We start from the raw sequence: 23,705 nt of genomic DNA, 5'->3' as shown, positions 1-23,705 counted from the left end.
GCCGGCGATCACCTGGCATGCCCCGCCCGAGTGCATGCCCCCGCCACCGCTCGTGGAGGTTCCGACGCTGCCGGAACCCCTCGCCGTGGCCCCGGTCGCGATCCGGTCTACGCAGGTGGCCTTTCAGGCACCTAAGAAGCCCTTCGCCCAGCGGGCGACGGCTGCTCGGCGGCTCCCGACGACCTCTGTGGCGGCACCACGGGGGTCGGGCGTACCAGTCCGAGCGCGACGACCTCGTTGGCCAGCCGTGTGCGCCGGTTGGTGCCCTCGGGAATCCTGAACTTCTGGTAGAGCCGCAGCAGATGCTGCTTGACCGCGGCCTCGGTCACGACCAGGTCGTCGGCGATCTCGCGTGCGGTCGCCGGGGCGACGAACGCCTCGTCCGACAGCGCCGGCCTGCAGAGCGAGGTCAGCACATCGACCTCGCGCCTGGTCAGCTCGGGCGCGGCCGCCCTGCGCAGCTCGACCTCAGGGGTGAAGTCCTCACGGGGGACTCCACCGATGCGACCCCGGGCCGCGCCGAAGGAGACGACGTCGCCGTCGTCAAGGACCCTCCGGGCGATCGGCCTGCCGTTCACCCGTGTGCCGTTCCTGGACAGCCCCAGGTCGACGACATACAGGTAAGGTCCTCGTCTGACGAACTCGGCATGGAGTCGAGACACGCTGGGGTCGGTGAGCCGGATGTCCACACCCCGGCCCCTCCCCACCGTCGTGATCTCGGGGCGCAAGGGGACCACCTCGCCGGTGTCCTCGATGCGTATGAACGGCCCCTCCACTGGCGGTTCCTCCCCTGGGTTGACGCAGCGTATGAACGGCACGCCTACTCCTGGGCACGGCAGTTCCTCCCCAGGTAGCCCGCCGTAACTATTACTACAGCTCCGGCTTACCCAAACGAGGGGATGCGGAATCTCCTTTGCTGAAAGGAGAATCCGACGTGAAATTGGTCTGGACCTTTGAAGCCGGTTTTGCCTGCTCACGGGTAGACTCCGAGGGAAGATAAGCGGAGGAAACACCCATGGCGGACAAGCCCACGAAAGGTCTGGCCGATGTCGTCGCCGCGTCCACAGCGCTGAGCGACATCGACGGAAAGGCCGGCCGGCTCTTCTACCGTGGATACGACATCCACGACCTGGCCGGCCGTGCGACGTTCGAGGAGACCGCACATCTGCTGCAGCGCGGCAAGCTGCCCAACCGGGCCGAGCTCGACGCGTACGGCGCCGAGCTGGCGCGCGGCAGGGAGCTCGGTGCCCTGGTCTCGGCGAACATCGCCGAAATCGCCGAGAAACAGAAACCCATGGAGGCGCTGCGCTCGCTGGTCTCGCTCTCGGGCGCCGACGATCCGGACAAGGACTCCATCACCCCGGACGCCAACCTGCGCAAGGCCGCCCGGCTGACCGCGCAGCAACCCCTCCTGGTCGCCCGCTTCCACGCCGCCCGCAGCGGCGGGAGCGTTCCCGACCCCGACTCCTCGCTGAGCATCGCCGCGAACTTCCTGCTCCAGGTGACCGGTCGCACTCCCGACCCCCGTGAGGTCGAGATCTTCGACGAGTGCCTGGTGCTGCACGCCGACCACACCATGAACGCCTCCACGTTCGCCGCCCGCGTGTGCGCCGCGACGCTGTCGGACATGCACTCCGCCATCGTCGCCGCCATCGGCACCCTCAAGGGCCCGCTGCACGGCGGGGCGAACGAGCAGGTCATGAAGACCCTGGAGTCGTTGACGCCCGGCAGCGTGGCCCAGGCCGTGCGCGACAAGCTCGCGGCCGGCGAGAAGATCATGGGCTTCGGCCACCGCGTCTACAAGACCGAGGATCCGCGCGCCACCCACCTGCGCAGGATGTCCGCCGAACTGGCCGAGTCGTCCGGGGACGACATCTACTACCGGATGTCCAAGGAGATGGAGGAGGTCGTCTTCGAGACGAAGGGCCTCTATCCGAACGTCGACTTCTACGCCGCGTCCGTCTACCACTACCTGGGCATCCCGACCGACCTGTTCACGCCGGTCTTCTCCATCAGCCGCATGTCCGGCTGGACCGCCCACGTCATCGAGCAGCACGCCGACAACCGGCTCATCCGCCCGGACAGCGAGTACATCGGCGAGACGGACCAGAAATGGAAACCGGTCGACGAACGATGAGCCAGGCGAAGGCGGACGTCGGCACGAGCGGTGAGCCGGGCCGGGGAGAATGTGACCATCAACAGGTGCGATGACTGATGTGACTGTGAGCGGATGCGTTGAGCCAGGGGACTGAACGCGAGAGCTGGGGACCGTACCCGCTGATCCTGGTGGGTGCGGTCGTCGGCGTGCTCGTGACCTACTTCGTGAACCTGCGCTGGGGCGGGTTCACCATGGGCGCCGTCATCATGGTCGCCGCCGCCCTCCGCTTCGCCGGATACGGCGGGCAACTGTCCGTGCGGAGCAGGCGGACCGACGTCATCACGCTGTCGGTCTTCGGCTTCGTGCTGGTCCTGACCTCGCTGCTGCTGTACAACAACGAGCTCAAGGCGCTGATCCTGTCCCTTTTAGCCCGGTGACTTGACGGTCCGATAGCCTCAACGCATCAATTCATTGAAGGGGAACCATTCGCATGCCCAAGATCAAGGTGGAGGGTCCAGTCGTCGAGCTTGACGGCGACGAGATGACCCGGATCATCTGGCAGTTCATCAAGGACCAGTTGATCCTTCCCTACCTCGATGTCGACCTGAAGTACTACGACCTCGGCATCGAGCATCGGGACGCGACGGACGACCAGGTCACCATCGACGCCGCCAACGCCATCAAGAAGCACGGCGTGGGCGTGAAGTGCGCCACCATCACCCCGGACGAGGCGCGGGTCGAGGAGTTCGGCCTCAAGAAGATGTGGAAGTCCCCCAACGGGACCATCCGCAACATCCTCGGCGGCGTCATCTTCCGCGAGCCGATCATCATGTCCAACGTGCCGCGGCTCGTCCCGGGCTGGACCAAGCCGATCGTCGTCGGCCGTCACGCCTTCGGCGACCAGTATCGCGCCACCGATCTGAAGGTCCCCGGCGAGGGCACGCTCACCCTGACGTTCACGCCGAAGGACGGCTCCGAGCCGATCGAGCTCGACGTGTACGACTTCCCCGGCAGCGGCATCGCGATGGCGATGTACAACCTGGACGAGTCGATCCGCGACTTCGCCCGCGCGTCGATGCGCTACGGCCTGTCCCGTAACTACCCGGTCTACCTCTCGACGAAGAACACGATCCTCAAGGCGTACGACGGCCGCTTCAAGGACATCTTCGCCGAGGTCTACGAGTCGGAGTTCAAGGCCGACTTCGAGAAGGCCGGCCTCACCTACGAGCACCGCCTCATCGACGACATGGTCGCGGCGGCGCTGAAGTGGGAGGGCGGCTACGTCTGGGCGGCGAAGAACTACGACGGCGACGTGCAGTCCGACACCGTGGCGCAGGGCTTCGGCTCGCTCGGCCTGATGACCTCGGTGCTGATGACCCCCGACGGCCGCACCGTCGAGGCGGAGGCCGCGCACGGCACCGTGACCCGCCACTACCGCCAGCACCAGCAGGGCAAGCCCACCTCCACCAACCCGATCGCCTCGATCTTCGCGTGGACGCGCGGCCTGGCCCACCGGGGCAAGCTCGACGGCACCCCCGCGGTGATCGACTTCGCCGACAAGCTGGAGCAGGTCTGCGTCGAGACCGTCGAGGGCGGCCAGATGACCAAGGACCTCGCGCTGCTGGTCGGCGGCGACGCCCAGTGGCTGACCACCCAGGACTTCCTGGCGGCGCTGGACGAGAACCTCAAGAAGAAGATGTCCGCCTAGTCGAATACGGCCTCTACCTGTGGTTTCGCTGCGTGGTAGGGGCCGTTTCGCATGTCTGTGGGCCGTCACGGCGCCGGATCGGGCGCGGACACGGCGGCGAAGGGCGCGGCATCTAACGGATCTGTAGTCCCGTTACGATGGGAGGCAAGCAGCCTCGTCGTAAGGGAACTCCGGTCCTGACAAGTGCCGCAAGGAGCCAGCCATGGTCACCGCGCCGCAGCCCGGCACCGTCCGCCCCGGTGGGCGCACTGCTCGCGTCCGCGAAGCCGCCCTTCGAGCAGCCGGTGACGTGCTGGTCGAGAAGGGCTTCGACGCCCTCGACCTCGCGGAGATCGCACGCAGCGCGGGGGTCGGCAAGACCACCGTATACCGGCGCTGGGGTACTCCCGGCGCGCTCGTGGCCGACCTTCTCGACGACATGGCCGAGCAGTCCCTGCCCCGCGCCCGCACCGGCAGCGTCGACGACGACCTGCGCGAGAACGCCCACCTGGTCGTCAAGACCCTCACCGATCCCCGCCAGGGACGGCTCTTCAAGGCGTTGATCGCCGCCTCCCTGTGCAACGAGCACGCCGCCCACGCCCTGCGCCGCTTCTACGCCGTCCGCATCGACCAGTGGGCCGGCTGCGTCGTCGACGGCATCGAACGAGGCGAACTGCCCGCCGGGACGGACCCGCGCCGAGTGATCGCCGACGTCTCCGCCCCGCTGTACTACGCCCTCCTCAACACCGGAGAGCCGCTGGACGAAGCCGCGGCCGACCGCGCCGCGGCAGCGGCCCTGGCCGTCGCGCGCGCCGGGGTGGCCGACCGCCCGCAGCGATCGGCGGGGACCAGGTGATCAACCCAACGTGCCGGGCGCGCGGTCGGCGAGGCCGCCGCGGTCGGGCAGGGTGCCGGCGACATCGCGCGCCGGGATCCGCTGAGCAGGCCGTACGGCGAGCCGCGCCGCGACCGCCAGCACGGCGACCGCGCCGATCGTCAGGCCCGTGCCCGCCCAGATGGGCGAGGTGAAGCCGAGGCCCGCGCCGATCGTCAGCCCGCCCAGCCAGGCGCCGAGCGCGTTTCCCACGTTGAAGGCCGCGATGTTGCTGCCCGAGGCCAGCGTTTCGGCGCGCCCCGCGTAGTGCATGATCCGCATCTGCAGGCCCGGCGCGGTCGCGAAGCCGAACGCCCCCATCAGCAGCAGCGAGACGAGGGTCAGCACCTGGCTTCGCGCGGTGAGCGCGAACACGGCGAGCACGACCGCGAGTGCGGTGAGCACCACCGCGAGAGTACCGTCGATGGTCCATCGGTCGGCGGCCTTGCCGCCGGCCAGGTTCCCCACGAACAGGCCGCCGCCGAACAGGATGAGGAGCCACGGAACGGTCGTGGTGGCGAAGCCGCTCACCTCGGTCAGGGTGAAGGCGATGTAGGTGAAGGCGCCGAACATCCCGCCGAAGCCGAGAATCGTCAGGAGCAGCGAGAACCACACCTGCGGGTGCGCGAACGCGGCGATCTCGGTCCGCAACCCACCCGAGCGTGTCGCGACGGGCCGGCCCGCCGTACGTCCGGGCACCAGCAGTGCCACCCCGCCCAGCGCGGCCACCCCGATAAGGGTGATCATCCAGAACGTGGTCCGCCAGCCGAACTGCTGGCCGACGAAGGTGCCGAGCGGCACCCCGAGCACGTTGGCCGTGGTCAGCCCGGCGAACATCGTCGCGATGGCGCCCGCGCGCCGGTCGGGTGCCACCAGTCCGGCGGCCACGACCGAGCCCACCCCGAAGAACGCGCCGTGCGACAGGGCGGCGACGATCCGTCCCGCGAGCATGGCACCGTAGCCGGGGGCGAGCGCGGAGATCATGTTGCCCGCTATGAAGATCACCATCAGGCCGAGCAGCACGTGCTTGCGGTCGACCCTGGTCACGGCTGCGGTGAGCCCGATGGCGCCGACCGCGACGCTGAGCGCGTAGCCGGAGATGAGCCATCCGGCGACCGGTTCCGTGACCCCGAGGTCCGTCGCGACCTTGGGCAGCAATCCCATGATCACGAACTCGGTGAGTCCGATCCCGAAGCCTCCGATAGCGAGAGCGAGCAGGCCGAGAGGCATGACTCATCCATCCTTAGTTGTGCAGGCTATTAGAGCGCGTCTGCAACTAACCGCGCGAGCAGCAACATACTTGCAGGCGCGGTATATTTCAAAGCGGGCAATCTTGGTAGGAGGATGGATCGTGGGCATCTCCGACGACGCCGTGCAGATCCGCGCTCGGGGCTGGCGCACCCTGGCGGCGCTCCACGGCATGATCGACACCGCTCTGGAGAAGGCTCTTCAGTCCCGCCTCCGGCTCTCCGTGGTGGAGTACACCGTCCTCGACGCGCTGTCCCGCCAGGACGGCTGGCACATGCGCATGCGGCAACTCGCCCGCGCCGCCGCCCTGTCGAGCAGCGCCACCACCCGCCTCGTCACCCGCCTGGAGGAGCGCGGGCTGCTGACGCGCGTCCTGTGCCAGGACGACCGGCGCGGCATCTACACCGAGCTCACCGACCAGGGCTGGACCCTGCTCCTCCAGGCCCGCCCCGTTCACGACGAAACCCTCGCCGCCACCCTCGCCCGGGCCGGCCAACTCCCCGAGCTCGCTCCCTTGGTCACCGCGCTCCACGACGTGGCTGCCTCCGCGTGACTTCCCGCCTCCCCGGCGGGACGGGGAGGCGGCACGAGCACCTGAAGCGGCCGGTGCTGAACCAGGGAATCGGGGGCAACCGCGTGCTCACCGACGGCCGTTCCGCAGACGCAGGTCACCGCCGCGCAACTCATCGAGGGACACCGGGCGCTGATCAAGCGTGCCCGCGCCAGGGGCGTCAAGGTGGCCGGCGCGACGCTCCTGCCGTACAGGGGTTCGCAGTACTTCAGGGCCCGCGGCGAACGCGTCCGCGACGCTCTCAACGACTGGATCCGCACCTCCGGTGCCTACGGCGCGGTCGTCGACTTCGACAAGATCATGGCCGACCCGGCGGACTCGGACCAGATCAACCCGGCCTACGACAGCGGCGACAAACTGCACCCCGGGGATGCCGGATACCGGGTCATGGCCAAGGCCGTCAACCCGCGCATCCTGGGCTGAAGCACGCCTGCGGGCGGGCGCACGAAGCCGTCCGCCCGCGGCGACGGCGGCGCAGGTGCCGCAAGACAACCCCTACCTGCGGTCATGCGGGCCGCTTGCACGTTTCTCCGAGATCTCCAGACCATCTCTTGACGGTGCGTACGCGTGGCGTATTTGATCACCTGGGTATGAGCCTCCCTGTAGGTGCGCATACCGCTACCTACCGTAACGGTCGTTCGTGTCTCGGGGGGTTCGGATGCGACTGGGAATTCTGGGCGGGCTGGGATTGATCGCCGCCGTCGCGATGGTGTCCGGCTGTGACTCGCCGCCCGACACCGCCAAGCTGGCGGACAGCAAGGCCGACGCCGCCACCAAGGTCAAGGTCAGCAAGGCGGCCAAGGCCAAGGCCGCGGCCGCCGTGAAGGCGAACGAACTGGGGCAGATCCCGGTGCTGATGTTCCACCGGGTCATCCCCAAGCCGACCACGACGGACGACCGGACGCCGCAGCAGTTCCGCGCGGACCTGGAGCGGCTCGTCAAGGAGGGGTACGTGCCGATCACGGCCGCCGAGATGGTGTCCGGCAGGATCGACATCCCGGCCGGCAAACATCCCGTGGTCCTGACCTTCGACGACTCCTCGCCGTCGCAGCTGACCCTGAACCAGATGGGCGTGCCGCAGAAGGACACGGCCGTCGAGATCCTGCTCGACGTGGCCGACAAGAACCCGGGCTTCCGCCCGGTCGCCACCTTCTACGTGACGCGCGACATGTTCGGCAAGAGCACCCCCGAGGAGCAGGCGCAGATGCTGCTCTGGCTGAAGAACAACGGGTTCGAGATCGGCAACCACACCCGCGACCACCTCAACCTGCGCGGGCTCTCGCACGAGAAGGTCGAGGAGCAGATCGGCTCGATCGCCAAGCAGGTCGGCACGCTGTCCTCGGTCAAGCCGACCACGATCTCCCTGCCCTACGGCAACCAGCCGCGCAAGAAGCAGTGGGCCATGCGGGGCAAGCACTTCAAGCACCAGGGGGCGTTCCTGGCCGGCTACACGCCCGCCGCGGCCCCGTTCAGCAAGTCGTTCGACCCGGCCGGCATCCCGCGGATCAAGGTCATGGAGAAGAAGGGCGACTGCAAGCAGTTCTGCTCGCACGCGTGGCTCGACTGGCTCAAGCACAACCCGGACATGCGCTACACCTCGGACGGGGACCCGCGGACGGTCGCGTACCCGAAGTACAAGGCGCCGTACCTGCGGAAGTCGTTCCTCACGTGGAGCCTGCCCTACTAGGGCCGGGGGCGGAGCCCGGCCATAACCGCCGCAAGCACGCGCGCACGCTCGTCCAGGGCCGCGTCAGCCCGATCGTGTGGTGAAGGTGATGCCGGCCGCCCGCAGCCGGTCGATGAGCGGCCGGCCCATGGCCGAGGCGGTCGTGAGCTGGCCGGCGAGGTCGGGCACGTCGTCGAAGGCCAGGCAGAGCGCCGACTCGGCGAGCATCTTGGCGGTCTCGTCGTAGCCGGGGTCGCCGCCCGCGACCTCCGTGACGACCCGCTCGCCGCCGCCCTCGCCCAGGAACGTGACCTTGAACCAGCTCTTCGCGCGCTGCTCGGGCGACGGGCCCCCGCCGGGTTTCACCCTGCTCTGGAGCCAGCCGCGTACGGCGGGGAACTGGGAGAGCGTCGCGAACGCCCCCGCGCCCGCCACGACCGCCAGCGCGGCGGGGAGTGTCTTGACGGCGATGTGCTGGCGGTAGGCGAAGTCGGGGCCGTAGCGGTCGAGGAGGCGGGCCGAGCGGCCGACGATGCGCGGGTCGACGGTGGGCATCGGGAGCGCCCAGCCGCCCACGTAACGCAGGCCGCCCGCCCGGGCGCTCACCCTGCGGTCGAGGGGTCCGATCTCGGCGGAGCGGCGCCGGGCGGCGGCCTCGGCCGCCTGCCTGGCGCGCCCGACTATGGAGATCGCGCTGGTCAGCGTGCCGCCGGAGAAGCGCGCGTTGGCCCGCAGGAAGGCGCTGACCGTCAGCGGGACGTCCTTGGGCAGCTGGGAGACGGTGTAGAGGGTGCCGAGGTCGAAAACGATCGAGTCGAAGCCGCAGGCGTGCACGATCTTGGCTCCGCTGCTGACGGCCCGGTCGTGGTGGCGGACGTAGACCCGGTCCACGAACTCCGGCTCGCCCGTGAGGTCGAGGTAGTGGGTGCCGGCGTCGGCGCACGCGGCGACGAGCGGCTCGCCGTACGTGATGTAGGGGCCGACCGTGGTGGCCAGGACGCGCGTCCGGCGGGCCAGCTCGGCCAGCGAGCCGGCGTCCGTGGCGTCGGCGAGCAGGATGGGTACGTCGAGCCCGAGTCGCTCCAGCTTGGCCCGGTCGCGCCCGGCCAGCGCCCACCGCGTGCCGGGGCCGGCGGCGCGGGCGAGGTAGGCGGCGGTGAGGGCGCCGGTGAATCCGCTCGCACCGAAAAGTACGATGTCGTAGGGACGGTCCATGATCAGCGGCTCCTGGTGATCGTCTGCTGCACATTCGACCGTGCCCATGGCCACGCCGGCAAACCCCAAGGTCTCGAAGGCTTAACAAATCCCTGGGAAGTGGCTGGGCGTCGTAAAGTTTGCGTCGTTGGGGTTAAGCACACGTGGGGATGACGAATGCCGCGAATCGCGCCGTTGGTGGCCGGCGATCCCGACCACCTGGGGTCGTTCCGGCTGTCCGGACGGATCGGAGAAGGCGGTCAGGGCATCGTCTACCTCGGCGTCAACGACGAGGGGGAGCGTGCGGCCATCAAGCTGCTGCACGTGAAGTTCAGCGGCGACACCATCGCACGGTCGCGGTTCGCCAGGGAGCTGAAGGCCGCGCAGCGGGTGGCGTCGTTCTGCACGGCCCGGGTGATCGAGGCCGACCTCGACGGTGACACCCCGTACATCGCCAGCGAGTACATCGACGGCAGGGCGCTGCGGGACCTCGTCGACGCCGACGGGCCGCTCACCGGCACGGCGCTCGACCGCCTCGCCATCGGCACCGCCACCGCGCTCACCGCCATCCACCACGCCTCGATCATCCACCGCGACTTCAAGCCCGACAACGTGCTGATCGCCGCCGACGGGCCGCGCGTGGTCGACTTCGGCATCGCCCGCATCATCGACTCCACCGGCACGATCACCAGCCGGGCCATCGGCACGCCCGCCTACATGGCGCCCGAGCAGATCGCGGGCGACGACATCGGCCCCTACACCGACGTGTTCTCGTGGGGGGCGACCATCGCCTTCGCGGCGACGGGAGAGACCGTCTTCGAGGGCAAGTCGATCGCGGTGGTGCTCAACCGCATCCTCAACCACGAGGTCGACGTCGACATGATGCCGGAGCCGCTGCGCAGCGTGGTGAGCTCGGCGCTGGCCAAGTCGCCGGCCGAGCGGCCCTCGGCCGACCAGATCCTGCTGCGGCTGCTCGGGCAGTCGTCCACGGCGGGGGCGTCCACGGCCGTGCTCACCAAGGGCGTGCAGCTGGCGGGCGACGACACGACGCCCTTCATCCGGGTGTCCGCAGGGTCGATCACCGACCACCCCAGCCGGCGGGCCTCCGCCGTGCCGACCCACCAGGGGCCGTCCGACGGGACGGGCCACCATGCCGCGGCGGGCCGGCAGGCCGGGACGGGTTGGTCCGCGACGGGCCACGCCGTGACGGGGACAGGGACAGGGACGGGAGCAGAGCCAGGGACGGGGGCCGGTCACTCCACGACGGGACAGAGCCCCGCGACGGGCCATCAAAGGGCGGGGCAGCAGACGGTGCCCCCGGGCGAGTCCGGGCCGCCGCCCGGCGAGGCGGGGCCGCCTGAGGGCGGCGGGCCCCCGTACCCGGCTGAGGAGTCCGCCGCTCCCGGTCGGCGCGGGCGGGCGAAGGCCTGGGCGGCGGCGGCTATCGTGCTCGTCCTCGTCGCGGCCGCCGCGGTGGCGGCGATGATGAACGGCTGGCTGCAACTGCCGTTCGGCGGCATGCCGGAGCCTTCGGTCGACTCCTCCCGCCTGACCGTGGTGGACAAGGTGGCCGGCACCGGGCGGATCGTGATCGGCGTGCGGGGCGACCTGCCCGGCGTCGGCCTGCGGAACGGCGACGGCTTCGACGGCTTCGACGTCGACATCGCCAGAGAGGTCGCCGCGGAGCTCGGCGCGAAGGAGACGAAGTTCGTCCAGGTCAGCAGGGCCGACAGGGCAGAAGCGCTGGAGAAGGGCCAGGTCGACCTCGTCGTCGCCGCGTACTCCATCGACAAGGGCAGGACGCAGTTCGCCGGCCCCTACTACCTGGCGCACCGCGACCTGCTGGTGCGCGCGGACAGCGGTTTCGACACGATCGCCGACCTGAAGGGCGAGAAGGTCTGCGCCGCGAGCAGCTCGTCACTCGGCGAGGTGCAGGAGAAGGTGACGGTCGAGCCGGTGCCGGCCAGCGACTACGCCGCCTGCATGGACCTGCTCAGAAGCGGCAAGGTCGCCGCGGTGCCGGGAGAGGACGTGGTCCTGGCCGGTTTCGCCCAGCGCGAGAGCATGCGCTACAAGATCCTCGGCGCCAAGCTCAACAACGAGCGTTACGCCGTCGGCATCAGGAACGGCGACGTGAAGACCTGCAAGGCGGTCAAGGCCGTCATCGCCGACCTCTACGCCAGGGGTGTCGTCAAGCGGCTTCTGACCAGCCGGTTCGGTAGGGTCGATTTCGAAATGGAGCTGAAGGTACCCGCGATGGAAACCTGTTGATGACGTGCGGGTAACATCCCGAAGGTCAACGAATCGTCCTGCGAGTTAGGGGAAGGCCATGGCGTCGTCAGCCACTGCGCCCGTCAAGGTGACCGTCACCGGAGCAGCCGGCCAGATCGGCTACGCGCTGCTGTTCCGCATCGCGTCGGGCCAACTGCTCGGCGCCGACGTCCCGGTCAAGCTGAGCCTGCTGGAGATCCCGGCGGCGGTGAAGGCGGCCGAGGGCACCGCCATGGAGCTCGACGACTGCGCGTTCCCGCTGCTGTCCGGCATCGAGATCGCCGATGACCCCAACGTCGCCTTCGCGGGCGCCAACGTCGCCCTGCTGGTCGGCGCGATGCCGCGGAAGGCCGGCATGGAGCGCGGCGACCTGCTCGGCGCCAACGGTGGCATCTTCGGCCCTCAGGGCAAGGCGATCAACGACCACGCCGCCGACGACATCAGGGTCCTGGTCGTGGGCAACCCGGCCAACACCAACGCCCTCATCGCCCAGCGCAACGCGCCCGACGTGCCCGCCGACCGCTTCACGGCGATGACCAGGCTCGACCACAACCGCGCGCTGTCGCAGCTGGCCGCCAAGCTCCAGGTGCCGGTCACCGAGATCAAGAAGATGACGATCTGGGGCAACCACTCCGCGACCCAGTACCCTGACCTGTTCCACGCCGAGGTGGGTGGCAAGGTCGCGGCCGAGCAGGTCGACGGCGACTGGCTGCGTGACACGTTCATCCCGACGGTGGCCAAGCGCGGCGCCGCGATCATCGAGGCGCGCGGCGCCTCCTCGGCCGCCTCGGCCGCCAACGCCGCGATCGACCACGTCCACGACTGGGTCAACGGCGCCGAGTGGACGTCGGCGGCCGTGGTCTCCGACGGCTCCTACGGCGTGCCCGAGGGGCTCATCTCGTCGTTCCCCGTACGCGCGGCCGGTGGCACGTTCGAGATCATCCAGGGTCTCGAGATCGACGCGTTCTCCCGCGAGCGCATCGACGCCAGCGTGCGCGAGCTGGAGGAGGAGCGCGACGCCGTGAAGTCGCTGGGCCTCATCTGAGCGCACGGGCCTGATCGTGCGGGCCTGATCGTGCGAGCCTGATCACGCGAGAAACGCGCGTCCTCGTCGCAACGAGGGCGCGCGTTCGCGTTCAGGCCGGGGCCCGCCCCGGCTACGGGCAGGCCGCGGTGGGCACGATGGGTGCGGCGGGCACGGACTGGATCGACGGCACGGGCAGGATCGCCGGCGTGGGCTGCAGGGCGGGCGCCGGCTGCGACGTCGCGAACAACACGCCGGCGGCGGCCATCAGGCTGCCCGCCACGACGAGGGCACCGTAGAGCAGCTTCGTGACCCTTGGTGAAAAGCTCCTCACGTTTCGGTATCCCAGCACAAATCGCGCCTCCGTATCAGGTGTTTCGCGAAAGCGCTCTCCAGGCATCGGAGACGATGTCGCCCAACGCCGCCCGCTCGGCCTTCCAGCCCAGCTCGCGCTGGATCTTCGCGGACGAGGCGACCAGCACGGCCGGATCGCCGGGCCGGCGGTCGCCGACGACGACGGGGATCTCGTGGCCGGTGACCTCGCGGCAGACCGAGATCACCTCCTGGACGCTGAAGCCGGTGCCGCTGCCCAGGTTGTAGATCTTGTGCTCGCCCGGCGTGATCGCGCCGAGCGCCAGCAGGTGCGCCCTGGCCAGGTCGGACACGTGGATGTAGTCGCGCACGCAGGTGCCGTCGGGCGTCGGGTAGTCGGAACCGAACACGCTCACGGAGTCGCGCTCGCCGGTCGCGACCTTCAGGACGTTGGGGATGAGGTGGGTCTCGACCGTGTGCCGCTCGCGGTAGCGGCCGTGGGCGCCGGCCACGTTGAAGTAGCGCAGGCTCACCGCGCCCAGGCCGCGCACCTCCGCGAACGCGGTCAGCGCGGTGTCGACGGCCAGCTTGGAGGCGCCGTAGGGGTTGGTCGGGCGCGTCGGGTCGCTCTCCTGGATGGGAGAGCGCTCGGGCTCGCCGTACGTGGCCGCGGTCGAGGAGAACACGATCCTTTCCACGCCCCTGTCCCGCATGGCGTCGAGCAGGGCCAGAGTGCCGCCGAGGTTGTTGGCCCAGTAGAGCCCGGGCTTGGCCACCGACTCGCCGACCAGCGACTTGGCCGCGAAGTGCAGCACCGCCTCGGCGCCGTCGAGCGCGTCGTGCGCGTGGGCGATGTCCGCCCGGACGAATCGGGCGCCTTCCGGCACCGCGTCCTCGTGCCCGGTCGACAGGTCGTCGAGTACGGTCACCTCGTGGCCCGCCTCGACGAGCTGCGCCGCGACGACGCTGCCGACGTATCCGGCACCCCCCGTGACCAGCAGCCTCATGTTCACTCCTGTTCAAATATGTTTGATTTTGTACGGCTTGCCGTTCAGCATACGCGGGAAAGTGGCCGAGTACGCTGCCAACCACCATGTTTGACACCGTCGCGGCCAACATCGCCCTGGTTCTGCTCTTCATTCTGATCGGTGGCTTCTTCGCCGCCGCCGAGATGGCGATGGTGTCCCTGAGGGACAGCCAGGTACGCCAGATCTCACAGCGGGGCCGCAGGGGCGAGCGTGTGGCCAAGCTCGCCCGCGATCCCAACCGTTTCCTGTCCGCCGTGCAGATCGGCGTGACGGTGGCCACCATGCTGTCGGCCGCGTTCGGCGCCGACCGGCTGGCCGCCCAGTTCGTGCCCGTGCTCGAAGCGTGGCGGGTGCCCGGGGCCGTCGCCCCGGTCATGTCGCTCGTGCTGGTGACGCTGGCCATCTCGTACGTGTCGCTCGTGCTGGGGGAGCTGGCGCCCAAGCGGCTGGCGCTGCAGCGGGCCGAGGGGCTCTCGTTGTACGTGGCGCCGTTCCTCGACCGGCTCGCCGCCCTGTCGCGCCCGATCATCTGGGCGCTGTCCAAGTCCACCGACGGCGTGGTCCGGCTGCTCGGAGGCAACCCGAAGGCCGACAGGGAGGAGGTCACCACCGAAGAACTGCGCGAGATGGTGGTCGGCCACACCGACCTGACCGCCGACGAGCGCAAGCTGATCGCGGAGGTGTTCGCCGCGGGCAAGCGGCAGCTCAGGGAGGTGATGCTGCCGCGTACGGAGGTGGAGTTCATGGAGGCGGACACGCCGCTGGACGACGCCGCCCGCCTGGCCGCCACGCTCCCGCACTCGCGCTTCCCCGTCTACCGCGAGTCGTACGACGAGGTGGTCGGGTTCGTGCACGTGCGTGACCTGCTCGATCCCGAGCTGGCCGGGCGGAGCGATCCGATCAGCGCGGTCGTGCCGATCAGGACGGCCAAGTTCGTGCCCGCGTCCAAGCGGCTGCTCACCACGCTCAACGAGATGCGCGCGGAGGGCCAGCACCTGGCCATCGTGGTGGACGAGTACGGAGGCACGGCGGGCATCGTCACCCTGGAGGACCTCGTCGAGGAGCTGATCGGGGACATCAGGGACGAATACGACCTGGAGGCCGACGTCGTGGTCCTGCCCGCGGGCGAGATCGAGATCGACGGCCTGACGAACCTCAACGACTTCGCCACCGAGACCGGCATCCGGCTGCCGGACGGCCCCTACGAGACGCTGGCCGGGTTCGTCATGGCCATGCTGGGGCACGTGCCCGTCGTCGGGGAGAAGGTGGAGGTGCTGGGCTTCGAGATGAGCGTCACCGAGCTCGACGGCCGCCGTATCGCCAGGGTACGGGTGAAACGCCGTCCGGTCGTCGAGTCGCCGCCCGACCAGGATTCCTGACACAATTGCCTGCTATGGCCAGACCTCGTGTACTCTCCGGCATCCAGCCCACAGCGGACTCCTTCCACCTGGGCAACTACCTGGGTGCGGTCCGCCAGTGGGTCACCTTGCAGGAGACCCACGACGCGTTCTACTGCGTGGTCGATCTCCACGCGATCACCGTGCCGACCGAGCCCGACGCGCTGCGCCGCCGCAGCCGCGTGGCCGCCGCGCAACTCTTCGCCGCAGGCCTCGATCCCGAGCGGTCGACCATCTTCGTGCAGTCGCACGTGCGCGAGCACAGCGAGCTCGCCTGGATCCTGAACTGCCTCACCGGGATGGGCGAGGCGGCCAGGATGACCCAGTTCAAGGACAAGTCCGCCAAGTTCGGGGAGAGCGCCGCCAGCGTCGGCCTGTTCACCTACCCGATCCTGCAGGCGGCCGACATCCTGCTCTACCAGGCCAACCGGGTCCCGGTGGGAGCCGACCAGAAGCAGCATCTCGAGCTCACCCGCGACCTGGGCGGGCGCTTCAACCACCGTTACGGCGAGACGTTCACGCTGCCGGAGCCGTACATCCTGAAGGAGGTCGAGAAGATCACCGACCTGCAGGAGCCGACGGCGAAGATGTCCAAGTCGTCCTCCAGCCCGGCCGGCATCCTCGACGTCCTGGAGCAGCCCGGCCCGCTGCGCAAGAAGGTCATGCGCGCGGTGACCGACACCGGCTCGGAGGTCCTGTTCGACGAGGAGAACAAACCGGGCATCAGCAACCTGCTGCGCATCCAGTCGGCGCTGACCGGCACGTCCATCCCCGACCTGGTGGCCCGCTACGAAGGGCAGGGCTACGGCACGTTCAAGAAGGACGTGGCCGAGGCGGTCGTGGAGGCGTTCTCCCCGATCAGGGAGCGCACGGAGAAGCTGCTGTCCGACGAGAAGGAGCTCGACCGGATGCTCGCGATCGGCGCCGAGCGCGCGTCGGCGGTGGCCAGGGAGACGATGGCCCAGGTCCGCGACCGGGTCGGCTTCCTGCCCACGCTGTAGGGACGGCTCCACGACGACAGGCCCGCCGGGGGTGCGGCGGGTCCTCAGACGTCGTCGCGCAGGATGGGGCAGGTCATGCAGCGCGCGCCCCCACGGCCCTTGCCCAGCTCGAAACCGTCGATCTCGATGACCTCGACGCCGTGCTCGCGCAGCTTGCGGTTGGTGAACTGGTTCTTGCGGTAGCCGACCACGACCCCGGGGGCCAGGGCGAAGAAGTTGTTGCCCGAGTCCCACTGCTCGCGGGCCCGCTGGTGGTCGTCGCCGCCGGTGGGGATGACGTCCAGGCGGGCCAGGCCCAGCGACTCCTCCAGCGCGCCCACGAAGCCGGTGTCGCGGCGCACGTCGAGGGTGCCCGGCTTGTCGCCCGGCCGCAGCGAGTAGGTGGTCGCCGACTCGAGGAACGGCGGATACGCCGTGGCCTTGTCGACGTCGAGCAGCGTGAAGACGGTGTCCAGGTGCATGTACGACCGGCTCTTCGGCACGTGGACCGCGATGACCCGCTCGGCCACCTCCGCCGCGAACAACGACAGCGCCAGGTGCTCGATGGTGCGCGTGGTGGTGCGCTGGCTGATGCCGACGGCCACCGTCCTGTTGCCGATGGGCATCATGTCGCCGCCCTCCATCGCCGCCGTGCCGTAGTCCTCCTCGTCGAAGCGCTGGTCGTCGCCCGCGAACGGATACCAGAAGCCGAAGTCCCGCCGCGCGAACATCGGATGGTGGTGGTAGATCGTGGACTGGTTCATCGTCTCCAGCAGCCGGACGTGGAAGAACATCGGGTTCAGCGAGACGCCGCCGTACAACCAGGCCGAGGGGTCGCGCTGGTAGAGCGAGTTGGGCAGCGGCGGCAGGATGAACTCCCCGCTCTCGCCCGCCGCTGCGACCAGCGAGGAATGCTCCAGCGCGGCCGTCCCGAACTCCTCCTTGGTCAGGCCGCCGATCAGATGGGCGGCGAGCCTGTCGCCGCTCCACCCGGCGAGGGTCTCCCTGACGGGGTCGACGAGGATCGGGCCCACCGTCAGGTGGGTGACGGTCTCCTCGATGGCGTGCCACTTGGCGTCGAAGCTCGTGTCGAGGGCCTCGGCCAGCAACTGCTGGTGGTAATAGACCTCGATGCCGCGCTCGCGCATCAGGGCCACGAACGCGTCGTGCTCCCGCTGCGCCTGCTCGACCCAGAGGATGTCGTCGAACAGCAGCTGGTCGCTGTTGGACGGGGTGAGCCGCCTGAGGCTGAGCTCCGGCCGGTGCACGATGACCTTGCGCAGCGTGCCCACCTCGGAGTGGACGCCGAACCGCTGATCGTTCATGGTGATCTCCTCGGACGGTGATCAGCGAACCCGCCGAACCCCGCGTGAACGCCGGGTCGGGCTCCCGAACATCCCCGTCCGGGTCACCGGCCAACCGCGCCGCGAAGTGCCTTGGAGATTTCCTGCCTCTCCCATGGGAGGCGTGAACGACCTGGCGCGCGGGGGTCAGCCGCGCCGCACGACCCGGTGCACCCGCAGCAGCGCCCGCAGGGCGGCCAGGCTCGGCCGGGTGAACCGCGTCTCGCCGCGGACGGCCGTCCAGCCGGAGGGGTCGCGGTCGAAATCCCAGCCGGGAAACTCGCGCACCGCCTCCTGGAGCAGCTTTTCCATGACGAGATCGGCACTCGGCGCTGAGGTCATGAACGCAGAGTGGCATCCGGACGCCGCACGGTGACGAACTGAGGCGAAGGATCTCCCAGTTCGCATGGACCGAACTCAGAGTTCGTTCCTCAGATCAGGATTCCGTGCCGCTCGGCCAGGAACCGGACCTCCGGCGCCCACGAGGGCCGCGCCCGCCGTGCCAGCGCCCGGACCATCTCTCTCAGCAGCGGCTTGTGGTCGAGCTCCTCGGGGCTCTCCCGCTCGAGGCGCAGCAGGTGGAGCAGGCTGGCGGCGTCGTCGCCGAGGTCCTCGCAGGCGCGGGCCACGTGGCCGAGGTGGGTGGTCCGCCGCTCGATGGACGGCGTGCGGCGCAGGTCGATGTCGTCGGCGATGCGCAGCACGGCGTCGGGGCGGCCGGCGTCGTTCTCGATGCTGGCCATGTGGATGGCGACGTTGGTGGGCCCGAAGAAGGCCAGGTCGTAGCCGTCCGACCTCTCGTGGACCCGCTCCGCGAGCTGCGTGGCGGGACCGCGCAGCCGTTCCCTGGCCTCGTCGTCGTCGCCCGAGCGGGCCGCGCCGACGGCGGCGAGCAGGTGCAGCGCGCCGAGTGCCTTCCTGTGGCGGTCGTCGCCGTCGGCGACGTGGGGTTCGAGCACTTCGAGGCCCCGCCGGGCGACGTCGTACGCGATCTGGTGCATGTCGTCGGACAACATCGACTGCCCCAGGCTCCAGTACGCCCACGCCGTCATCAGCGGATCGGCCGACTCCTCGGCGAAGCGCATGGCCCGATCGGCGGCGAGGTGGGCGAGGTCCACCCGGCCCAGATGTTTGAGCACGCCTCGGGCCAGCAGGTACGCGTCGGTGGCGACGCTGTAGGAGCCCGGGGTGCGTTCGAGCGCGAGGTTCTCGGCGTCGGAGACGAGCGAGGGCAGGGCCGCCATCAGGATCGAGTAGCGGCGGGTCGAGGCGAACCAGGCGTTGCGGGCCGCCGCGACGCGCTCGGTGAGCTGCTCGGCGTCGGGCGGTTCGAGGTCGGGGGTCAGCGTGCGGCAGGTGAACAGGGCACGTTCGATGTCGCGGATCTGCGGGCGGCTGGGCTCGTGGGAGTCGCGCGGCGTCTCTCCTAAAAGGACCGTGGTGCGTACGCCGAGCACCTTGGCGATCTCCCGCAGGAGGGGGAGTGACGGGGTGCGTTTGCCGTGTTCGATCAGCTCGATGTGCCTGGCGGTGCAGCCGGACTGGGTCGCCAGCGCGGTGGTGCTCATGCCCCTTCGTTCGCGCTGGAGCCTGACCATCTGCCCGGTGCTGATTTCGGCCATGGGCGTGGCGCCTCCTGGGTCGGTCCTGACTGCACAGGCTAGGGCTCACGAAGATCGCCTGTCCTGGATTCTGCCCTGCTCAGAGGAGGTCCAGCCGGGCAGTGCGGGGGGCACCGCGGCGGGCACTGCCGTGAGAGGCTGATCGTCCAGGGAATGAGAGTGAGATGGCGAGTCTGGCGGAGCGCATCGAGCCGGTGAAGGCCTGGAGCCGGCGCAAGGTGGACGACTGGCGGGTCCGCCGGCCGTCGATCGACCACCTCATCAGGGCGGTGCAGCGTTACCAGCTCCAGTCGGGCGACCGGCTGGCCGGCGCGGTCACCTACTTCGCGTTCCTGTCCTTCTTCCCGCTCCTCGCGCTGTCGTACGCGGTGCTCGGGTTCGTGGTGGCGACCAGCGACGCCACCCGCGACGCGCTGCAGCGGGCGATCGCCGAGCGGCTGCCCGGTCTGGCCTCCCAGCTCGACCTCGAGGGCATCGCCCAGGCCAGGGAGACCGCCGGGATCATCGGCCTGCTCGGTCTCCTCTACGCCGGGCTCGGCGCGCTCGACGCGTTGCGCGAGGCGTTGCGCGAGATGTCGATGACGACCGCGCCACCGCTCGGCTTCGTCGCCGGCAAGCTGCGCGACCTCGCCTCGCTCGTCATCGTCGGGGCGACGATGATCCTTTCGGTGCTGGTGGCCGGGTTCGCCACCACGGCCACGGACAGGGTGCTGCACGTCCTGTTCGGCGACTCGTCCGTGCTGGTGACGCTCGGGCTCAGGATCGCGGGAGTGGTGGCGAGCGTGGGCGCCGACTGGCTGCTGTTCCTGATCCTGCTCGGGTGGGTGGCCAAGGCGGGGCTGCCGTTCCGGACGATCGCCAAGGGCGCGCTGCTCGGCGCCATCGGGTTCGGGTTGCTCAAGCAGGCGGCGACCCTGCTGCTCGGGCATACGCTGAGCAACCCCGTCTACGGCGCGTTCACCGTCATCGTCGGCCTGCTGGTCTGGATCAACTTCTCGGCCAGGCTCGTGCTGTTCGTCGCCGCGTGGACGTCGACGGCGGGGTTCAGCCCGCCGCCGGCCCCGTCGCCGGTGCCCACGTCGGGCACGTCGTCAGAGCCGTGACCTGCCGCGCTTGCGGCGGATCCCGTACGCGAGCCAGATCAGGCCGAACAGCAGCCCGCCGCCGATCACGAGCGCCCCGACGGTCCTGGTGGAGTCGGTCTGCTTCGAGGCGGCCCGGTCCAGCAGCGCCGGCTGGGCGGCGGGCGTGACGGACGTGGAGGCCTGCGGTTGGGGCGCGGCCTGCGGGTCGGGGAGCGGGTCGACGAGCTTCCCGACCGGCGTCGCCTTGCCGCGCACGGAGAAGCCCCAGTCGAGCAGCTTGGCCACTTCGTCCCAGAAGAAGCCCTCGTGCCGCATGATGCTCACCACGATCGTGTGGCCGCCACGGGTGGCCGCGCCGACGAAGCTGGCCCTGGCCTTCGAGGTCCAGCCGTTCTTGACGCCGATCATGCCCTTGTAGCGCCAGAGCAGCTTGTTGTGATTGCTGATCTGGTAGTGCTTGCCCTTGGGCGCGGGGAAGTTCGCGGTCTTCGTGCTGATATAGCGCTTGAAGTCGGGGTTGGCCAGCCCGGCGCGGGCGATCAGCGCCAGGTCGTAGGCCGAGCTGCTCTGCCCCGGCTTGTCCAGGCCACTGGGCGTCTTGGCCACCGTGTCGTTCGCCTGCAGCCGCTTGGCCTCGGCGTTCATGTCGCGCATGGTCTTGTCCAGGCCGCCGTTCGTCTCGGCCAGGGCCATGGCAGCGTCGTTGCCCGACGACATCATCAGGCCCCTGAACAGGTCCTCGACCTTGTACTTCGCCTTGACGGACAGGCCGACCGCGCTGCCCTCCTGGTTGCAGGCGTTGCGGCTCGGCCGGATCACGCGGTCCTTGTCGAGTTTGGGGATGAGGGTGAGCGCGGTCAGCGCCTTGAGCGTGCTGGCGGGCAGGTAACGCCCGTGGGCGTCCTTCGCCGCGAGCACGTTCCCCGTGGTGACGTCCGCGATGACGTACGACGTAGCCTTGCTCTTGGGAGGTTTCTTGACGCCCTCGGGCGACACCAGGCCATGGCTGCCGAGCGCCTCGCCGCCGACCGGTGCCGTCGGTGCGGCGTACGAGGTCCCGCCGGTGAGCGAGACAGAGGTGATGAATGCCGCAATTGGCACGATTTTGGTCCACATGGCGGTCTCAGCGTAGCTCCGTGTGAATGCCCATGTGGCGACACATCCCCCGGAGATCCACCTTCGATACTAGAGAGATGGGCATGTCACGAAAGATCGCCGGATTCCTCATCGTCCTCGGCGTTTTCATGATCTTCGAGTGGGTGAACCTGGGGTTTAACTTGGCCGACGGCCATCCGACCAGCTTCTACGTGGTGCACGGCATCCTCGTCGTGGTGAACGTCGTGCTCGCCGTCATCCTGGCGGTCATCGGCTGGCGCGGCCTGCGCGGCGGCACAGGCGGCGACCCGGGTGGCGGCTCGGGCAGCGGCGCCCCGCTCGGTCACGGGCCGCAGTAGAGACGCCGGGTGAGCGCGTGCAGCTCGTCGGCCTCCTCCCGTGAGTTCCCGATCGAGGTGAAGCCCAGCTTGCCGTGCTCGGGCACGGCGCCGAGCAGGTGGAAGACGTTCCCGGTGCGCCGCTCGGGGTCGAACCCGACCCCGAGCCGCTCGGCGGTCCTGACGATCTCGCCGGGGGTGCGACCGCGCAGGCAGACCGAAGCGCAATTGTCGGTCGCGGTGTAGAACTTCGGCTGATTTCCGGACATGAGGAGACCGGTGGCCGGATCGTACGCGGCCCCGGTCGTCAACATGGCCGCGCCGAACGGGTGCGTGGTCCCGCCGATCCGCAGGTTGATCTCGCACAGCAGCGCCGCGTACCCGGCGTCGGCCTTGAGCGCGAAGAAGTCCATCCCGAACACGCCCACCACGCCCCGCTCGGCCAGGGCGCGGGCGATCCGGCCCGCCGACGCGCCCACCTCGGAGCGGTACTCCTCCGCCGCGGGGAACGTGCAGCCCTGGTAGACCTGGCCGCTGTCGCCGCCGAGGATCTGGTCGTGCGTGGCCAGCACGCGCGCGTCCCCGCCCGGCGTGATGCAGGCGAGCGCGCTCGGGTAGTAGAGCGGCCGGTGCTCGATGTACTCCTCGACCACCGCGCCGCGCTCCTGGATCTTGGCGATGTAGCTGGCCCAGGTCTCTCCCGCCGCGGAGAAGCGGGTCAGCGACCTGTCGGACTTGTCGACGATCACGTTGCCGAGCCCGGAGTAGCCGTCGTTCAGCTTGACGATCACCCGCTCGCCCGGCACCCCCTCCATCGCCTCCTCGATCTCGACCTCGGTGCGCAGGTCGCCGAAGCCGCGCGGCATCGGCACGCCCGCCTCATGTCCCACCTCGCGGGCTCCGCTCTTGGAGCCGTAATAGGAAAGGGACGTGGCCGGACCGTAGAGGGGCACGTTGAGTGACGAGGCGAGCTCCTCCTCCAGCTCGCTCAGGACGAACGGCACCAGCCAGGCGTCACCGTCGATCGCCGATCGCAGTTGCTCCATCGCGTCGGGGCGGGAGAGCAGGGTCCTGGTCAACGGCTGAGACCAGGGATCGTCGAGGGTGATCAGCGTGAGGCGCTTGGCGGCGTCGTCAGGGTCGGGGAGGAAACCGAAGTAATAGTCGATGATGTCGGGATCGATGGGGGCGGAGGAGAGATAGATCACCCTGACCCCGGGCTCCCGCAGCGTGAGCAGCAGGAAGAGCAGGCGCTCCTCGTACGACCTGACTCCCGTGATGCGGCGGAGCTCGTCCTGCGGAAGCGAGAGCGAGGGCACGACCACCAGGGTCCCCTCGACCGGCTCGAAGATGCTCAACCCAGCATACTTCTCCCCGAACGGGATATTAGTGATCATATAGCGAGTGAAGCACGCATTCTTCTCAGAGACAGCCATCGTCGAAGTGTGATGACCATGACGGAAGGTGACAGGATTCGGAATCGCTGACCACGTTTGGAACTGGCGACAACGGGTCACCATCTACTGATCCCTTGTGACTATTTCGGGATCACGCAACCCCTGACTCAACGTGACCCACCCCAGGTTACGGGCATGCCATCGGCTAACTTTTGGGGTATCTGTCGCCGAGGGGCCGCACGGGAGCGATAAAGTCGAAGCATCGCCATCGGGCTCACGGCCGACCGCTGTGCTCCCGGGCCGCGGCGGCACTCGCGACTGACGAACGCAAGCCCGTGCTGACGATCTCGCGCACCTGACACCAGTGGGTGTGTTTTGCTTCGCCGAGCGGCCGCCCGATCCGGGCGCCCTTGCGGGGATGGACGAGTTTTCACAGCGCATCAGCCGCGTTGCCCGAGACGTTCGGGGCAGTGCG

Annotated in this window: 22 protein-coding genes and 1 pseudogene; 13 read left to right on the top strand and 10 right to left on the bottom strand. The window is 69.3% G+C overall.

Annotated features, from left to right (window positions below; all coding sequences use genetic code 11):
- Positions 1 to 131 precede the first annotated feature (131 nt).
- On the bottom strand, positions 132 to 776 hold the full coding sequence (locus E1292_RS01735) for an FHA domain-containing protein (RefSeq protein WP_132504575.1): 645 nt from the start codon (positions 774 to 776) through the stop codon (positions 132 to 134).
- A gap of 239 nt (positions 777 to 1,015) precedes the next feature.
- Here E1292_RS01735 and E1292_RS01730 point away from each other — a divergent pair, with 239 nt between their 5' ends.
- The 4 genes from E1292_RS01730 (at position 1,016) to E1292_RS01715 (ending at position 4,641) form a co-directional block, all read left to right on the top strand.
- Positions 1,016 to 2,137, top strand: a complete 1,122-nt coding sequence (locus E1292_RS01730) for a citrate/2-methylcitrate synthase (RefSeq protein ID WP_132591262.1) — start codon at positions 1,016 to 1,018, stop codon at positions 2,135 to 2,137.
- Between the two features lie 98 nt (positions 2,138 to 2,235).
- On the top strand, positions 2,236 to 2,535 hold the full coding sequence (locus E1292_RS01725) for a DUF3017 domain-containing protein (RefSeq protein WP_132591260.1): 300 nt from the start codon (positions 2,236 to 2,238) through the stop codon (positions 2,533 to 2,535).
- Between the two features lie 53 nt (positions 2,536 to 2,588).
- Positions 2,589 to 3,806, top strand: coding sequence for an NADP-dependent isocitrate dehydrogenase (locus E1292_RS01720; protein WP_132591258.1), 1,218 nt, complete (start codon positions 2,589 to 2,591; stop codon positions 3,804 to 3,806).
- A 202-nt stretch (positions 3,807 to 4,008) separates the two neighbouring features.
- Positions 4,009 to 4,641, top strand: coding sequence for a TetR/AcrR family transcriptional regulator (locus E1292_RS01715; RefSeq protein WP_132591256.1), 633 nt, complete (start codon positions 4,009 to 4,011; stop codon positions 4,639 to 4,641).
- Here E1292_RS01715 and E1292_RS01710 read toward each other — a convergent pair whose 3' ends face one another.
- Complete coding sequence (locus E1292_RS01710) at positions 4,642 to 5,889, bottom strand: MFS transporter (protein ID WP_132591254.1); 1,248 nt, start codon at positions 5,887 to 5,889, stop codon at positions 4,642 to 4,644. It abuts the gene before it with no gap.
- A gap of 121 nt (positions 5,890 to 6,010) precedes the next feature.
- On the opposite strand from E1292_RS01710, the gene E1292_RS01705 reads away from it, so the two are divergent.
- The 3 genes and pseudogenes from E1292_RS01705 (at position 6,011) to E1292_RS01695 (ending at position 8,165) form a co-directional block, all read left to right on the top strand.
- Positions 6,011 to 6,460 carry a MarR family winged helix-turn-helix transcriptional regulator gene (locus E1292_RS01705; RefSeq protein WP_132591252.1) on the top strand — a complete coding sequence of 150 codons (450 nt, stop codon included), beginning with the start codon at positions 6,011 to 6,013 and terminating at the stop codon, positions 6,458 to 6,460.
- A 123-nt stretch (positions 6,461 to 6,583) separates the two neighbouring features.
- A pseudogene (locus tag E1292_RS01700) lies at positions 6,584 to 6,901 on the top strand (GDSL-type esterase/lipase family protein); the annotation flags it as partial.
- A gap of 235 nt (positions 6,902 to 7,136) precedes the next feature.
- Positions 7,137 to 8,165, top strand: coding sequence for a polysaccharide deacetylase family protein (locus tag E1292_RS01695; RefSeq protein ID WP_132591248.1), 1,029 nt, complete (start codon positions 7,137 to 7,139; stop codon positions 8,163 to 8,165).
- 63 nt (positions 8,166 to 8,228) lie between these two features.
- On the opposite strand, the gene E1292_RS01690 is transcribed toward E1292_RS01695, so the two are convergent.
- Positions 8,229 to 9,359 carry a saccharopine dehydrogenase family protein gene (locus tag E1292_RS01690; RefSeq protein ID WP_132591246.1) on the bottom strand — a complete coding sequence of 377 codons (1,131 nt, stop codon included), beginning with the start codon at positions 9,357 to 9,359 and terminating at the stop codon, positions 8,229 to 8,231.
- 156 nt (positions 9,360 to 9,515) lie between these two features.
- Between E1292_RS01690 and E1292_RS01685 the strand changes: the two genes are divergently transcribed.
- Complete coding sequence (locus E1292_RS01685) at positions 9,516 to 11,609, top strand: serine/threonine-protein kinase (RefSeq protein ID WP_132591244.1); 2,094 nt, start codon at positions 9,516 to 9,518, stop codon at positions 11,607 to 11,609.
- A 58-nt stretch (positions 11,610 to 11,667) separates the two neighbouring features.
- Complete coding sequence (locus E1292_RS01680; RefSeq protein WP_132591242.1) at positions 11,668 to 12,654, top strand: malate dehydrogenase; 987 nt, start codon at positions 11,668 to 11,670, stop codon at positions 12,652 to 12,654.
- Between the two features lie 112 nt (positions 12,655 to 12,766).
- Here the strand turns inward: E1292_RS01680 and E1292_RS01675 are convergent, their stop codons facing one another.
- Positions 12,767 to 12,967, bottom strand: coding sequence for a hypothetical protein (locus E1292_RS01675; protein ID WP_132591240.1), 201 nt, complete (start codon positions 12,965 to 12,967; stop codon positions 12,767 to 12,769).
- Positions 12,968 to 13,001: 34 nt separating this feature from the next.
- The gene (gene galE / locus E1292_RS01670; protein ID WP_132591238.1) at positions 13,002 to 13,952 is read right to left on the bottom strand and encodes a UDP-glucose 4-epimerase GalE; all 951 of its coding nucleotides are present in this window, start codon (positions 13,950 to 13,952) and stop codon (positions 13,002 to 13,004) included.
- 86 nt (positions 13,953 to 14,038) lie between these two features.
- Between galE and E1292_RS01665 the strand changes: the two genes are divergently transcribed.
- Positions 14,039 to 15,352 (top strand): hemolysin family protein, encoded by a 1,314-nt coding sequence (locus E1292_RS01665; protein WP_132591236.1) that lies wholly within the window; start codon positions 14,039 to 14,041, stop codon positions 15,350 to 15,352.
- Between the two features lie 14 nt (positions 15,353 to 15,366).
- Complete coding sequence (gene trpS / locus E1292_RS01660; RefSeq protein WP_181958171.1) at positions 15,367 to 16,371, top strand: tryptophan--tRNA ligase; 1,005 nt, start codon at positions 15,367 to 15,369, stop codon at positions 16,369 to 16,371.
- Positions 16,372 to 16,415: 44 nt separating this feature from the next.
- Here the strand turns inward: trpS and E1292_RS01655 are convergent, their stop codons facing one another.
- The 3 genes from E1292_RS01655 to E1292_RS01645 all read right to left on the bottom strand — a co-directional run bounded on the left by E1292_RS01655 (position 16,416) and on the right by E1292_RS01645 (position 19,315).
- Positions 16,416 to 17,675 (bottom strand): arginine deiminase, encoded by a 1,260-nt coding sequence (locus E1292_RS01655; protein WP_132591232.1) that lies wholly within the window; start codon positions 17,673 to 17,675, stop codon positions 16,416 to 16,418.
- 165 nt (positions 17,676 to 17,840) lie between these two features.
- A complete protein-coding gene (locus E1292_RS01650) occupies positions 17,841 to 18,035 on the bottom strand; it encodes a hypothetical protein (protein ID WP_132591230.1) in 195 nt (64 codons plus the stop codon).
- 89 nt (positions 18,036 to 18,124) lie between these two features.
- Positions 18,125 to 19,315 (bottom strand): helix-turn-helix domain-containing protein, encoded by a 1,191-nt coding sequence (locus E1292_RS01645; protein ID WP_132591228.1) that lies wholly within the window; start codon positions 19,313 to 19,315, stop codon positions 18,125 to 18,127.
- 164 nt (positions 19,316 to 19,479) lie between these two features.
- Here E1292_RS01645 and E1292_RS01640 point away from each other — a divergent pair, with 164 nt between their 5' ends.
- Entirely contained in the window at positions 19,480 to 20,418 is a 939-nt protein-coding gene (locus E1292_RS01640) for a YihY/virulence factor BrkB family protein (RefSeq protein ID WP_132591226.1), read from the top strand.
- Here E1292_RS01640 and E1292_RS01635 read toward each other — a convergent pair.
- A complete protein-coding gene (locus E1292_RS01635; RefSeq protein WP_246089853.1) occupies positions 20,407 to 21,501 on the bottom strand; it encodes a D-alanyl-D-alanine carboxypeptidase family protein in 1,095 nt (364 codons plus the stop codon). The two genes, E1292_RS01640 and E1292_RS01635, sit on opposite strands and share 12 nt — an antisense overlap.
- A 98-nt stretch (positions 21,502 to 21,599) precedes the next feature.
- Here E1292_RS01635 and E1292_RS01630 point away from each other — a divergent pair, with 98 nt between their 5' ends.
- Positions 21,600 to 21,854, top strand: a complete 255-nt coding sequence (locus tag E1292_RS01630) for an SCO4848 family membrane protein (protein WP_246089851.1) — start codon at positions 21,600 to 21,602, stop codon at positions 21,852 to 21,854.
- Here E1292_RS01630 and E1292_RS01625 read toward each other — a convergent pair.
- Positions 21,839 to 23,191: a peptide ligase PGM1-related protein gene (locus E1292_RS01625; protein ID WP_132591222.1), complete on the bottom strand. Its 1,353-nt coding sequence runs from the start codon at positions 23,189 to 23,191 to the stop codon at positions 21,839 to 21,841. The genes E1292_RS01630 and E1292_RS01625 overlap by 16 nt on opposite strands.
- Positions 23,192 to 23,705: the final 514 nt, after the last annotated feature.

Origin of the sequence: Nonomuraea deserti (assembly GCF_004348685.1) — a bacterium.
In the GTDB taxonomy this organism is placed as follows: Bacteria; Actinomycetota; Actinomycetes; order Streptosporangiales; family Streptosporangiaceae; genus Nonomuraea; species Nonomuraea deserti.
Note: the sequence above shows the minus strand (reverse complement) of the source record. Positions and strands in the feature narration are given on the sequence as shown.

Excerpts from the sequence above, each read along its gene's own strand:
- E1292_RS01685 (WP_132591244.1), top strand. The coding sequence starts at position 9,516 with ATGCCGCGAATCGCGCCGTTGGTGGCCGGCGATCCCGACCACCTGGGG.
- E1292_RS01640 (WP_132591226.1), top strand. The coding sequence starts at position 19,480 with ATGGCGAGTCTGGCGGAGCGCATCGAGCCGGTGAAGGCCTGGAGCCGG.
- E1292_RS01730 (WP_132591262.1), top strand. The coding sequence starts at position 1,016 with ATGGCGGACAAGCCCACGAAAGGTCTGGCCGATGTCGTCGCCGCGTCC.
- E1292_RS01710 (WP_132591254.1), bottom strand. The coding sequence starts at position 5,889 with ATGCCTCTCGGCCTGCTCGCTCTCGCTATCGGAGGCTTCGGGATCGGA.
- E1292_RS01695 (WP_132591248.1), top strand. The coding sequence starts at position 7,137 with ATGCGACTGGGAATTCTGGGCGGGCTGGGATTGATCGCCGCCGTCGCG.
- trpS (WP_181958171.1), top strand. The coding sequence starts at position 15,367 with ATGGCCAGACCTCGTGTACTCTCCGGCATCCAGCCCACAGCGGACTCC.
- E1292_RS01690 (WP_132591246.1), bottom strand. The coding sequence starts at position 9,359 with ATGGACCGTCCCTACGACATCGTACTTTTCGGTGCGAGCGGATTCACC.
- E1292_RS01645 (WP_132591228.1), bottom strand. The coding sequence starts at position 19,315 with ATGGCCGAAATCAGCACCGGGCAGATGGTCAGGCTCCAGCGCGAACGA.
- E1292_RS01715 (WP_132591256.1), top strand. The coding sequence starts at position 4,009 with ATGGTCACCGCGCCGCAGCCCGGCACCGTCCGCCCCGGTGGGCGCACT.
- E1292_RS01655 (WP_132591232.1), bottom strand. The coding sequence starts at position 17,675 with ATGAACGATCAGCGGTTCGGCGTCCACTCCGAGGTGGGCACGCTGCGC.
- E1292_RS01720 (WP_132591258.1), top strand. The coding sequence starts at position 2,589 with ATGCCCAAGATCAAGGTGGAGGGTCCAGTCGTCGAGCTTGACGGCGAC.
- E1292_RS01665 (WP_132591236.1), top strand. The coding sequence starts at position 14,039 with ATGTTTGACACCGTCGCGGCCAACATCGCCCTGGTTCTGCTCTTCATT.
- E1292_RS01650 (WP_132591230.1), bottom strand. The coding sequence starts at position 18,035 with ATGACCTCAGCGCCGAGTGCCGATCTCGTCATGGAAAAGCTGCTCCAG.
- E1292_RS01630 (WP_246089851.1), top strand. The coding sequence starts at position 21,600 with ATGTCACGAAAGATCGCCGGATTCCTCATCGTCCTCGGCGTTTTCATG.
- E1292_RS01680 (WP_132591242.1), top strand. The coding sequence starts at position 11,668 with ATGGCGTCGTCAGCCACTGCGCCCGTCAAGGTGACCGTCACCGGAGCA.
- galE (WP_132591238.1), bottom strand. The coding sequence starts at position 13,952 with ATGAGGCTGCTGGTCACGGGGGGTGCCGGATACGTCGGCAGCGTCGTC.